We start from the raw sequence: 13,100 nt of genomic DNA, 5'->3' as shown, positions 1-13,100 counted from the left end.
GCAACCCTTGTGCGGACGGTTCTTGGATTCGATGATTTCTACGGATTCCCCGAAGGTGAAGCCTCTTGATATGAGGTGCATGAAGCTTTACAGCAACACAAAAAGGAACTGGCCCGGCTGAGAAGCAACAGCTACCACTACCAAGTCGAGCCAATTGGAGTAATTGCCTTTCTATTGCTGCTGGCTGAGTTTGCATAGGCCCAAGCCATCTCCACCTCCCTACTCAATCCACCCCCTCTTCCATGTCATTGCTGATATCGCTAGCTCTCTTTTTCATCATGGTGTCCCTGGGCCTCAATCTGCCCAGCATCCAATTCGGACTTCTAAGACGACGGCCGGGATTTCTCATTCGCGTGTTGCTTGCCACCTGCGTTGGCATTCCCCTATCTGCTCTTTTAGTGCTGGCATCACCACTGGGTGATGGACTTTCAACCGCCGTCAAAACAGCGATCATGCTGATGGCGATCTGTCCAAGCGCTCCGATGATCGCCTTGAAGAGCCGACAACTCGCTGATAACCCTGAATTAGCAACACGGCTGCAATGTTGGTCGGCATGTGCAGCGATCGTCAGCGTGCCGCTGTGGGTCAATCAACTGCCAACAGAAGCAGGAGAAACAATCTGGAGTGTTTCCAATCAAGATATTGCCTTCCAAATCTTTACCGTGCAGTTGATTCCACTCCTGCTGGGTGTATCACTACGACGATGGTGGAGTGAATGGGCCGAACACTGGAATTCGCTCGTTCAAAAAATAGCTACAGCTCTGCTATTGATTCTATTGAGTTTGATCCTGATTGTGGCTCTACCAAAGGTAACTCCAATGCTTATTGGCAATCTCAGAGGCGCTTTGGTCATGCTCATACTGACTTGGATCGGACTGGCTTTAGGCCTTGCTGTAGCGGGTAAAAATAGCGTCGAGCGCAGCACTATTCCGCTAGTGCTTTCCATGCGTAATCCAGGCTTAGCGCTATTAATCATTCAACAGATCGCTCCTCAAGCACTTGATCTCAAAGCCGCAGTTGTGGGATACGTGGTTATCACAGCTGTAGGGTCAGCACCCTTCATGAAATGGCGAAAAAGCCTCATTGCAGGCATCACAAATTGAATAAATTCAAATCACTTCCATGCAAACAGATTCAGATAAAAACGCTCAAACCGATTTGAAGCCTCATCAATAGTAAATAATGTTCATCAACATAAGTCTCCACCATTGAATCACTGGCTTTTTTCGGGAAGTCGGGTCGGCATCAATCCAGATGCCGTTGAAGGGCGATCCATCGGAGACTTGTTGCGCACGCTCAGTGGAACATTGACCGGCGTTTTCGGGGTAATCGTAGGTGTCGCCTTTGTGTTGGGCGGTTTAGAAGAAGCGCGAACGCTCTCAAGCCGTCTCACCACCTCGCTCACCATCATTGTTTCTGGAATGTATCAACGCAATCACTCGCATTAAGACAATCACCAAACAAAAAAAGTGGTGCTTCCCCGAAAGGAAACACCACCGCTATCGAATGAAGTGATCAATACAATCAGATTTTCGCATCACTTGGCTTGGGATAAATCTCAAGCGTAACCTTATCGATCTGGCCGCCGTAAGCGCTATAGCGACGAGGTCCGATCGTTTTAACCGTTACCGCAGATCCGCGGTCGAGGCCAACATCTGCGCCCTCATCAATCGAGAAGCGGGATGCAATCGTCTTGTTTAAACGACCTTCAGCCACAACAACATCGTTGAGGATCATCCGAACATCTGCTCCTTTTCCTGTGCCGCCTCCGTCATAGTCGAGCTCGAAACGAACAACTGATTTCCCCATAGGCAGAGCTTTATTACTCTTAAAAGTGAAGAGCTGGCCCATATAGTTGTACGTGTAAGCAGGCTTGTTGTTTTCAACGTACAACGACCAACCACCAAATCGACCACCCTGCGAAAAAATCACGCCATCTTCATCGCCCCCTTTCACATCAACAAATGCCGTCACACTGTTCGACACGTTCTTCACATTGAGGATCGAGTCTTCAACCATATTCCAGGCATAGGGATACAAATCCATGGAGGTTCGATCACCTAAAAGTGTTGGACGCCCTGCAACAGAAGGCACAAGACGCTCGAGAAGACGATCATCCAGTGGCAACACCTGATTCTCAATCGCCTCCTCCATGAACTTCGCCTTAAGGGCCTCAAGACGATCAGGATATTGCGCAGCCAGATCATTCGAAAGGCTGAAATCAACTGTGGTGTCATACAGCTGCCAACCATCATCTGCCGCAACCGTGTTCATTCTCTTCGGCGCCATCCAGGGATACATGATGGTGGTCCGTGCCATCCAACCATTGTGATAGATGCCGCGATTACCAATAATCTCGAAATACTGCGTGTTGTGCCTTTCTTTAGCACCTGGATTATCGAATGTATAGAGCAGGCTGGTTCCTTGCATTGGGATCTGTGGGATGCCATTGATCATGGTTGGCATTGGCAGATTGGCCGCTTCAAGAATCGTGGGGGCCACATCATTCACATGCGAGAACTGAGTCCGTACACCCCCACCTGATTTGATGCGTTTCGGCCAATGAATCACCGTGCCGTTGCGTGTTCCTCCGAAATCACCAGCAACCTGTTTGGAGAGAGCAAAGGGTGAATTAAAGGCGATCGCCCAGCCCATGTGATACATGGGATAGGTCGTCGGTCCGCCCCACTCATCAAGCTTGGCTTCCTGTTCGTCAGGCGTTTCTGGCACACCATTGAGGTAGTGGTTCCAATTCCAATGTCCACTCCTATCGCCTTCAACACTGGCGCCATTGTCACCAGTGATGTAAATCACCAACGTGTTGTCTAGCTCGCCAAGATCGTCGATCGCCTGGATTAAACGCCCGGCTTCGTGATCGGAGTGCTCAGTAAAGGCAGCAAAAACTTCTGCTTGACGGGCATAGATTCGCTGCTGCTGAGGCGTGAGACTATCCCATTTGGGAATACTGTCTGGCGCCTTGGCCATCTGCGTGCCTTCGGGAACAATCCCTGCCTTGATTTGATTCTTGAGATTGCGCTCTCGAAGAACATCCCAGCCCTCATCAAACTTGCCTTTGTATTTGGCAATCCACTCCGGACCCACATGATGCGGGGAGTGCGCACCCGCTGAAGAGTAATAAACAAAAAATGGCTTATCTGGCTTGATTGATTTCTGTTGGCGAACCCAGCCGATCGCCTGATCGGTCATGTCTTCTGTGAAGTGATACCGATCTTTCTTCGGAGCATCCACAACGGTGACACCATCGTGAATGGTGGGTTCCCACATATTGTCTTCCGCTCCAACAAAGCCGTAGAACTTCTCAAAGCCCTGGCGCGTTGGCCAACGGGTCTGAGGGCCGGCTGCCGTGGTCTCACGGCCTGGTGTTTCATGCCACTTACCGAAGGCCGCTGTGTTGTAACCATTGAGCCTCAGAATTTCTGCAACTGGCACGGCATAGTCCGGCACCACGGTGGAATTCCCCGCATAACCAGTGGCGATCTCTGGGATCGATCCCGTATTGACCTTGTGGTGATTACGTCCGGATTTCAAAGCCGCCCGAGTCGGTGCACACAGGGCTGTGGTGTGGAATTTGTTGTAGCGAAGGCCGTTATTGGCCAGCTTTTCCGCCGTCGGCATGTTCACCGCACCGCCAAAGGCGGAGGGTGCTGCATAGCCCACATCATCGAGAAGAATGATCACCACATTGGGGGCATCGGCTGGTGCCGTCACCTCCCACTGGGGAGGCAATGGCACCTCTGAAGGGAGAACCTTGGTGACCTTTTCAGGCTTTGGCTCGGCAATCGGGAGCTTGGTTCGATTAAAAACTGCCCTGGAGTTTTGATTGGGTGCGGCTTGGCTCAACGATGCTGTTGAAAGAATCAAAACGCCACCACCCAAAGCAACCTGTTGGGAGAGTCGTGTGAAACGGGATCGAACAGACATGATGAAAGGAAATGAAGAGTGCCCAGCCAAGTCCAGCTAGTAAAAATTCACTTGAACAAAACTTGGTGTCATCGAATGGGATCAGAATCACCGCTCGATCAACATCAAATCCCTTCTCAATCCACTGGGATAAGAAGCATTCAAGCTGAAATTGCTTTATAGGGTCAGCGTCTAGGTCTTCGCCCGACTTTTCGAGTCAAATCTGCACGAATAGGACCAGCCTCAGGGCACCCTGGTCGTGGGAGAGATCACATCCGCAGCCTGATGGACTCAGGGTCTGCGTCCAGCCAACCGTTGCTGTCTCGGCAAGAAACCAAAGGTGTTAAGCGGATGCTGAGGGGGCGCCCCTCGGCAATGTCGACCCGCAGCCCGCTATAGCTATCGCGTCCACCTGCGGCTGGCCAGTTCCGCCCGATAAACAGCTCGCTGGTTGCCACCACCTTGCTGTTGCCATCAACGGTTTGTTCCGTCAGCTCCGCACCTTCCCGCCGCTGAGCTCGCAATCCGTAGCCACTACCGCCACAAATCACCCAGTTGATGTGGCTGTCTGCATGTCCAGTGTCATGGCTGCGAATCACCTCCAAGCAATGGGCGTGGCCGCTGAGCACAAGATCCACTGGGCGAGCCTGTCCCAGATCCTCCCCAAGGGCCAACACAACGGCATCAAAAACATCGCGCATTTGTCGGCGAATTGCCTTGGTATCGGCCTGACCACATTTTGTTTTCTCGGTGACATAGGCAGGGTGATGCATCGTCAAAATCCTGCCCCTCACCGATCGATCTCGATGGGATCTGATCAAGCCCTCCTTGAGCCATTCCAGTTGCTCATGATCAACCCATTCGCTTTGTTTGAGCTGATTGATTTGTTTGATTTGACGCTGAAGATCGAAGCATTCCTCCTGGAGCGTCTCCAACTCATCAAACAGGTCATCCCGGTGGTTTTCATCCAGGCTGCTACTCGCCAATCTCCTGTAAACAACGCTTTGACGTTCTTCAAGCGTCCGCAAATCTCTGCGCAAGTTGCGCTGGTTGTTCGTGGCTTGGTCGGGCGTGATCAGGGTGTTCGAATCGAGCGCAAACACATCGACACCGGCATGTTGAAAGCGGTAATAGCGATTCGGCAGGCGCGTGTTTACTCCTGGCCTGTACCGCAAACATCGATGTCCATCCCAGACGGCGTTGTAATGCAACTTGAGATGGTCTGAAAGTTTGACAGGCGGTATTCGATTGAGAACATCCAAAAAAACGCAGGCATAGGCCTCGCCTTGCCGAGAGCCACGCCATCCCGCATCGATATCATCGAACCATTGCAAATGGCGACGAAAGGGAAGGGTGAGGCCCGCAATCAAGGCAACAGGCAGCGAGAGATCGTAGTAATCGTGATTGCCAAGAACTGGCAGAAATGGCTGATTAAACATCAAGCCTTCTGGGCTGATGGTTTTCCAATCCTTGCCGTAATGAAGCCATTCCCGGTAAGGCCTTAGAAAGTTGGCGCGGTACTGGTCCATAGCGCCTACCAGGTACACCACATCGCCGGTGTGCAGAAGAAAGGCTGCAGCCGATTTATGGGGAAGCAGTCGTTCAGCAATCCGCCTTGGAGGGCTGTGTAAGCGATGACGACCGGTGCCACTATCGCCTAGCACCAAGAAGTGAAAGGCATCGTCGATCCCAACGGTGTCATTCCCCTGGTCGATCACAAGTCGGGTCTGATCAATCCCCTGGCGACTCAGCTCCGGATGGTTCCAGCACACGCGAGCGGCCATCTTGCTGATCTTCCGCTGGATGCTGGGATCGCTGGCGAAGTTCAAGATTTCAGGGGGATTGGGGCAACCACCTGCAAGGCTCCTGGGTTCACGCTCAGCGTGATGGTTTTCGCATCAAGAACTTCACCATCGATCACAAGTTTCTGCACATCATCCAACTCAATCTGTAATTCCTTGGTTCGAAAACAAGCGATGTTGTTGTTGTGATTAGCGCTGCTGCTCATGATCGCTGACCAGGCAAGACTTGAGAGCACAGAAAGGCCACTGATGCGGTCCTTCGGAGAAGCAACGATCACCTCGAGCAATCCATCATCCGGAATCACCTCACCGAAACCCTGAGCCATCAGGGAGGTGGCCGGAGCAGCGTTAGCCATCGTGATCGCGCTGGCATCGAGCCGGTATTCCTTTCCGTCAATTTCCATCGTGGCGTGGAAAGGTTGCTGATCCACCAGTTGCCGAGCACCTGAAAAGATGTAGGCCATCGGTCCGAGGATGTTCTTCAATTCACGGCTCGCTTTATCCACCATTCCCGCTTCAAAACCGAGGCCAGCCAACAAGATCATCGGTCGGTTATTGCACAAGGCGACATCAACTCGACGAAGATTGCCGAGGAGCAAATTGGTGCAGGCGGCCTTCAATCCTGTAGGAATTCCTAGCGCCACCGAGAAGGCATTGGCGGTGCCACGGGGAATGATGCCAAGGGGAATATTGCTGTTTTGAAGCGCGCTAGCCACGGCACCAACCGTTCCATCACCGCCCGAGGCAATGATGATCGAATCTCCTTCCCCTTCGGCATTGAAGGCATTGATCTCCTTGATCAAGTCCTTGGCTTGTTCCGAGGGATCCTTATCCGGTCGCGTCATCCAGACCTGCAGCATGAACTGCGGTTCGAGATGGGCGCGGATTTCTGCCAGTTCGCTTTCAGGATCGCCTTGGCCGGAGACTGGATTAAAAATCAGATATCCCCTGCGACTCCTCTTCACGCCTTGCATCAGTGCCGATGCCGTGGCTGGATTCAGGGCGATAGGCAGATCCTGAAGCAGGGCTGCACGCACCAACGGCTCAGACAGCACATCCCTGGCTTGACGTTCAGGTGGAGAGGGGAAGTGGATGAGACCACTGATCTCACCATTGAGGATCGTGGCGGCCATCGCGATGTCGCCGCCCTGGCGAATCGCCCGAGTCTCAGTAATCGAAAGGTCCTTTAAGGGATGTCGACTGGTGAGCTCCTGCAACACGTCTTCTGCGATCAGAAGGGAAAACCCGGACAGCAGTTGGGTGTTGTTGATGATCCAAGTCCCCAAAGCCGGGCAGACATCGAGATCAGCGTTCAGAACGAGAGTTGAGGGCATTGCTCGGTCTTGGGATACGTCGTTTGGCTGGGGAATGAGCGATCGCTTCCTCCTGTGCGATCAGGGACGCAAAGCCTTCTGGTCGAGCGCGCAGTCAACGCCATTGGCGCTTGGATTCAACGTTTGTTGCGCCTTAACTTCTGCTGCTGCTGCTCGCAAATCAGCACGAAAGACGGGATTGGCCTGCAGTTGGGCCACCGTTGCAGCACCCATTAAAAGACCCGCCTGGACGTCGCTGTACCAGTGCACATTGCAAACATTTCGGCTTTTACCGAATTCCCTTCCCCTCTGGAGGATTTGATCCTGTTGGTTCGGCGCAATTTCACTGAGGATTAGAGCCCAGGCCCAGCCCACGGAGGTATGGCCGGATGGATACGACCAGTCGGTGGTGAGATCCTCCTGTTCATCAGGTGTGCAGATCGGCTGCCCATTGATCAAAAAAGGTCTGCGCCGCTTGAAATGCTCCTTGGCTTTGTAGGTCGCAAGCCCCGCATCAGTCAGTGTGCGTCGCAGAAGTGTGTAGAGCCGAGGGGTCTCCTCCTCAGAGATCTGAATCCCGAGGGAGCATGAAAAAGCTGCAGCTGCTGCTGGGAAGTAGAGGTCGGCATCACGGGCCGCTAGTTCCCATCGCGCACTTCCCTGACCAGGAAAACTCGCCTTGGCAACCTCTTGGTCCAGAGCAAACGCAGCTGATCCTGGTGTGGGGGGCGGATCGAGCAGTTTCAGGGAATCGGGACGCTCCTCTGCTGCCAGATATCCCTCCAAAAGACCACGTTTAAATTCCTTCACTACAGGAGGGGATCCAACGTTGGATTCACAGTGGGGTGCTGGTTCCGCAGCTTTGACGGGTTGGCCTAAGGACAAGCCCCCGCCAAGCAAAGCCAACATCAACAGTGTGATTTCAAACCGGTGCATAACAAAGCAAGAGCCCGCTTAACCCTTAGCTACTTGGATCGAGAGCAGCCATCGGAAGCTGATGATTGCGCACGAATCGGATCATCCGCCTGCAATCGGCTCACTCAATTCAGCCTCTGCCATCAAAAGAGTGCTAAGAATCAGCGCATGCAATTGTGAGCGCAGAAATCAAAACACACGGCACCTATCCTTGATTTAGGACATCAAGTTGAGAGAAAGACGCGTGCCTTCTTACTCCTTTCTGTACCGATTTGCTGCTGTCATCGAACTGGTCACAGGCGTGTCGCTAGTGCCTCCAACACTGGTCATGCAGTTACTGTTCCGATCACCCCCAGTGACGCAGGCGAACAGCTCACTCAGCTGTACGGACTGGCGCTGATCGGACTAGGAATGGCGTGCTGGGGAAAACCATGCCCTGCGCCTGCAAAACGTGGATTGCTGATTTACAACTGCGCTGCCTCAATCCTTCTGATCGCCTTAGCTTTTCGAGAGCTATCGGGTGGAGTCGCCGTCTGGCTTGGAACTGGGGTTCACCTGATCCTTAGCGTCTTCATGATTCGCGATCAGTGGTGCAAAATCTCAGCCTGAATCAGCGGCACAACGGAATCCCATATGGCAAGTTGCCGTATCAATCGTCTGTCCCATCAAAGCCGCTGGCCTGAAGCGATGGCAGTAGTTCTCAGCACAAAGGAAGGATCCCCCCTTGATGATCCGACGCTCCTGCTCTCCTTTGGGGACAGGGAACAATGTGGAGGTCCACTCCCAAACATTGCCGCACATATCAACAAGGCCGTAGCCGTTTGCTGGAAACGATCCCACAGGAGACGTCCAAAACCATCCGTCAGCCTGTTCGTTCTTCCACGGGAAAGGTCCTTGCCAGACATTGGCAAGCCACTGACCCCCTGGAGTCATCTCCTCACCCCATGCATAGTGCTGTTGAACCAAGCCACCTCTGGCAGCAACCTCCCATTCATCCGCAGTCGGTAGACGTTTCCCCATCCATTGGGCGTAGGCAAGCGAATCTTCGTAGGCAAGATGAACAACAGGGTGATCCATCCGGTCGGCGATAGTGGAATCAGGCCCCTGGGGATGCCTCCAATCGGCTCCTTCGATCAAGGCCCACCAAGACATCGGTTGATTGCGATCCACCGTTGGAGGCGGCGGAATGAACACCGCTGATTCCGGATTCTGCTGATCCGGCGGCAGGTTCGGATACAAGACAGGATCGGGCGGCTTTTCAGACACCGTGACGTACCCAGTCTCAGAGACAAAACGGGCAAACTCGGCATTGGTGACGGGGCAAGCGTCGATCCTGAAAGACTTGATTTGAACGGAACGGACGGGCGATTCTTCCGGATAAAAAGAATCCGAACCAAGGATGAAATCACCCGATGGAATGACGACCATCCGATCGAACGTATCACTCATAAAATCAAGCCAAGAACGAAAGATTGTTAAAAGCCGCCACACTCACCGCCAAGGATGATGGCAAAAGCATCATCCTTGGCATCAGGCATAGGCTGATGAGATCAACCACCCGTTGGGAACAGGAACTGAACCTGGGCGCGCAATGTCCAATCCCCCATAAGAGTTTCACCCGCCACCTCAGGCTTAATCGCGTTGTAATAAGCGCTGAGCGAAGCATTGATTGGCTGCTTTCCAAGCACAAAAACCCTTCCAAAGCCTGCTCCAACAGGAACTGTCCAACCCTTATTATCCGGAGTATTCCAATTGGCAGTAATAATTGGAGAGCTTGTCAAATACCAACCCTTTGGAAGGTTGTAATTTAGAAAAGGCTGGATCAGCATTTTATTGACATCATTTCTCTTACCATCACCAGCAAACGACCAAACATTGTTAATCAAACCACCAGCAACAATCTTGCCTTTGGTGTAAACCAAAACAGCTGATGGGCCAGCACTCCACTTTCCGGAACTAAGCCTGCTGTCGGTCGCCGTTGGAAGCACAACGGTGGGCCCAACACCCACGGTGAAATTGCCCTTCAACGTCGGCACGATGAAAACCGAGGGATTGATATCCCCAAGCGCCTGAATCGATGTTCCCTGAGCCCAGGGCTGGGAGATAAAAGGAACAATCGTGCGTGTCACCAGCGTTAGGTCATCGCTCACCTTGAAAGGAACGACAGGCTGCACATTGACAACATTTTGGGTCTGATTCTGCTTGGCCTTGGGATCCAAAAGATTTGGCGCCCATTGCGTATTTGGAGTGCTATTCCATTGAATGGGCAGGCTGATCAGGCTAGCAATCGGATTTTGCGCGGCCTTCGCCAATGACCCCTCCTCCGCAGCGGTCGATTCGCCTGGCGTCACCGTGACCGGTTGGTTATCTGTACCAGGAGGTTGATCGTCTGCAGCTGCTTGAGCAATCTCGCTGTGAACTAAAGGCGTGAAATCAAAATCGCCGGGATCCGAGACCAGAAACTGAGCCTTGTCTTGCGCTTCAGCAACGGAAGGAGCCAAGAGAGAGGCACATCCAAGCAGCCAAGCCAGGCCAAAGCTTCCACGAAGACGCAAAGTCATCAATCCAACCAATTTCAAAATCCACCGAGTTTTATTGCATCCAATCAAATCGCCAAGGGCATCATGCAAAAACCAGCACGGATGGGATCAGATTCAGCAGCAGGAGCAGAGGGATGCGCCTAAGTTTCAGCGAATCTCAACGCTATTCGTGACACGCCTTCTCCCTCTAGCTCTCCTCGCACCACTTAGCACGTTGTGCATGGATGCAGTGACAAGACCAATCCAAGCAGCAGACATTGGTGATAACAGTGAAACTCAGATTGAGACTGAGTTGGCAACCAGCGCCAGTGTTGATATCAGCGAAACCGAAGAAATGGAACCCCTCGTGCTCAGTCAGGCGAATGATGAAGAGACTCAAATCGACCAAGAACAAGACGAGGAAGACAGTTGGCGGGTTTATCTGGATCTTTATGCATTTTTGGTGCCAACGACTTACAGCTCAACCACCATCAACGGCAACAAAAACGACGCGGAGCTTCCCCTGTCGGATGTGATCGATACCCTCGACGAGGCGCTCACCTTTAAAGCCCAGGTTGAATACGGTCGATTGGGATTCATGGCCGGGGTCTATCACGGGAGCCTGTCCAGCAGCGGATCCAAATCCTTCTTCAAAGAGACGAACAACCCCCTTCGCAATCAGCTGGGGCTTCCTTCCGCCCTGAGACAGCGAACGATTCGCGTTAAGGGAGATCTCGATGTTGACGTCGATGCCAATCAGACCATCGTGGACCTGGCCTTCCGCTATCGGGCAGGAGCCATTCAGAAGCCACGGATGGAAAAAGGAAGCAGCAGCTTCATTGGCCTACTTGGAGCCCGAGTGATCGATGCCAACATCAACACCAGTTGGTCCGCTCGCAGCAATTCCACCGTCTCAGTGGATGGACAACGCTTGAGTCGTGAAAACACGCGCGAATTAGAGAGAGCCTCTAGCGAAAGCTTTGGCAACACCTGGGTGCAACCGCTGATCGGCGCCTTCGGCACGTATGCCATCAGCGAAGACTGGCAGGCCTTTGCCTACCTGGATGCCGGCGGGTTCGGTTTGAGCGGAGAGCAGGATCTGAGCGGAACGGCCCAGGCAGGCATTGCCTACGCCCTGGGAAATTCAGCCCAGATCTCCCTCTCCTATAAGTATTTCGGGCTTGATTACGCCGGAGGCGGTGGCAACGCCTACAGCGTGGATCAAAGCGGCGTGAACTTAGGTCTGCGCTGGTTCTTCGACTGATTGTTGAGGGTGCACTTGCCGTTCAAGCGCTGAGAGTCTCAGCCACTTGAACGGCTGTGCGCGAGCCACTGGCAATCGCTCCCTCGATGAACCCACGCCAACCCTGGGCATGGTCGCCAGAGGCAAAGAAAAGATGACCTTCTTGGCGTGGTAGTTCGTCGGTGAATCGAGCAACCGTCCCAGGGCGATAGGTGCACCAACTGCCTCTGGAGAGATCGTCACCACCCCAGTCGTGACCAAAGGTGGAGAGCAGCTTGATCCCCGGAATGAATTCCTCCAAAACGAGCTGCCACTCAGCGACCGACTTCTCCAGAGCATCTGGTTCAAGGCTGAAGCCAGCAAGCACGGAGTGCTTCTCACCACGCTTGTAGGTGAAACTTCCAATCAGGGGAGAGTCCGTAGAACGGGACAGGGTCATCACCGCACCGGGGTCGCCTTCAACTTCAAAAAACACCTTGCAGCCACCCCCGACGTGCTTAAGCTTCGAGGCCTCGAGCTTCAACTCAGAAAGGGGCGGTTCAAACTCCACGCTGTGGAGCACATTCAAAGGAACGGTCACCACCGCACGTTGTGCCATCAGCTGTTCTCCAGACTCCGTGGTGACGCGCACACCATCGCTGCTGTGTTGAACGGAGCGAACGGGCGTGTTGAGTGCCACCTCGAAACCACCATCGCGGCTGATCGCCTCCACGAGTGCACCGGTCCCCTTGGTGAACTTGTAACGGGCGGCCGTGTCGTTAAACAACGGGTAATTCCAACCGGTCAGTGACCAGGTGCGCATCATCTCCACATAGGAGGCATTCTGCGGTTGATTCATGGAAAGAATCTCCAAAAACCCGCCAATGCTGGTGCGCTGCAAAGGCGTTAGATCGAGAGCATGGAGACGGTCAGCAACGGACATCCCATCCCGTTCACACACGGCATCCCAGCAGTGGTGAATGTCATAGGGGCGCTCCCACACCCCCTTTGATTCAGCAAAGAAACGCTCAAAACCTTCAACGAATTCACCCAGCTGGGCCTCCTGCAGGTCCTGAACCGTTCCGTCCATCTTGATCGCGATGCGCTCCGCAACACATCCTGGTGTTTCCTGAACCTCAAGCCCATAACGCTCTTTCTCTGCCCAGACAAACGGCTGGGTCCAGTGAATCCATGTGCCGCCAAGTTCAACGTGAAAACCATTGCGCTCTTCATAAAAGGTGCGACCTCCTAAGCGATCTCGCGCCTCGAGCACAATCGTGCTCAGCCCTCTCTTCTGAAGATCTCTTGCCGCAGTAACACCAGCAAATCCACCGCCGATGATCACAACGTCGTATGAAGTCTTGGCAGCCATCAGAGCACTTAAAACATATTAATCAATTCAACTTTA

Annotated in this window: 10 protein-coding genes; 3 read left to right on the top strand and 7 right to left on the bottom strand. The window is 53.1% G+C overall.

Going from position 1 to position 13,100, the window contains the following annotated elements; all coding sequences use genetic code 11:
* Positions 1-242: 242 nt before the first annotated feature.
* A complete protein-coding gene (locus SYN8016DRAFT_RS14050) occupies positions 243-1,103 on the top strand; it encodes a bile acid:sodium symporter family protein (RefSeq protein WP_006855087.1) in 861 nt (286 codons plus the stop codon).
* 105 nt (positions 1,104-1,208) lie between these two features.
* The gene (locus tag SYN8016DRAFT_RS14045) at positions 1,209-1,448 is read left to right on the top strand and encodes a hypothetical protein (protein ID WP_038015033.1); all 240 of its coding nucleotides are present in this window, start codon (positions 1,209-1,211) and stop codon (positions 1,446-1,448) included.
* 76 nt (positions 1,449-1,524) lie between these two features.
* Here SYN8016DRAFT_RS14045 and SYN8016DRAFT_RS14040 read toward each other — a convergent pair whose 3' ends face one another.
* The 6 genes from SYN8016DRAFT_RS14040 to SYN8016DRAFT_RS14010 form a co-directional block, all read right to left on the bottom strand.
* Positions 1,525-3,942, bottom strand: a complete 2,418-nt coding sequence (locus SYN8016DRAFT_RS14040) for an arylsulfatase (RefSeq protein WP_006855086.1) — start codon at positions 3,940-3,942, stop codon at positions 1,525-1,527.
* 248 nt (positions 3,943-4,190) lie between these two features.
* Positions 4,191-5,750 (bottom strand): metallophosphoesterase, encoded by a 1,560-nt coding sequence (locus SYN8016DRAFT_RS14035; RefSeq protein WP_038015031.1) that lies wholly within the window; start codon positions 5,748-5,750, stop codon positions 4,191-4,193.
* Positions 5,747-7,057 carry a diacylglycerol kinase family protein gene (locus SYN8016DRAFT_RS14030; protein ID WP_006855084.1) on the bottom strand — a complete coding sequence of 437 codons (1,311 nt, stop codon included), beginning with the start codon at positions 7,055-7,057 and terminating at the stop codon, positions 5,747-5,749. The genes SYN8016DRAFT_RS14035 and SYN8016DRAFT_RS14030 overlap by 4 nt, the downstream gene beginning before the upstream one ends.
* A gap of 60 nt (positions 7,058-7,117) precedes the next feature.
* Positions 7,118-7,972: a phosphatase PAP2 family protein gene (locus SYN8016DRAFT_RS14025; protein WP_006855083.1), complete on the bottom strand. Its 855-nt coding sequence runs from the start codon at positions 7,970-7,972 to the stop codon at positions 7,118-7,120.
* 579 nt (positions 7,973-8,551) lie between these two features.
* The gene (locus SYN8016DRAFT_RS14015; protein ID WP_006855082.1) at positions 8,552-9,400 is read right to left on the bottom strand and encodes a formylglycine-generating enzyme family protein; all 849 of its coding nucleotides are present in this window, start codon (positions 9,398-9,400) and stop codon (positions 8,552-8,554) included.
* A gap of 101 nt (positions 9,401-9,501) precedes the next feature.
* Entirely contained in the window at positions 9,502-10,512 is a 1,011-nt protein-coding gene (locus SYN8016DRAFT_RS14010) for a hypothetical protein (RefSeq protein ID WP_006855081.1), read from the bottom strand.
* A gap of 148 nt (positions 10,513-10,660) precedes the next feature.
* Here SYN8016DRAFT_RS14010 and SYN8016DRAFT_RS14005 point away from each other — a divergent pair, with 148 nt between their 5' ends.
* The gene (locus SYN8016DRAFT_RS14005) at positions 10,661-11,734 is read left to right on the top strand and encodes an outer membrane protein (protein WP_253909886.1); all 1,074 of its coding nucleotides are present in this window, start codon (positions 10,661-10,663) and stop codon (positions 11,732-11,734) included.
* Positions 11,735-11,756: 22 nt separating this feature from the next.
* Here SYN8016DRAFT_RS14005 and SYN8016DRAFT_RS14000 read toward each other — a convergent pair whose 3' ends face one another.
* The gene (locus tag SYN8016DRAFT_RS14000; protein WP_006855079.1) at positions 11,757-13,064 is read right to left on the bottom strand and encodes an NAD(P)/FAD-dependent oxidoreductase; all 1,308 of its coding nucleotides are present in this window, start codon (positions 13,062-13,064) and stop codon (positions 11,757-11,759) included.
* Between the last annotated feature and the right edge of the window lie 36 nt (positions 13,065-13,100).

Source organism: Synechococcus sp. WH 8016, assembly GCF_000230675.1.
Classification (GTDB): domain Bacteria; phylum Cyanobacteriota; class Cyanobacteriia; order PCC-6307; family Cyanobiaceae; genus Synechococcus_C.
Note: the sequence above shows the minus strand (reverse complement) of the source record. Positions and strands in the feature narration are given on the sequence as shown.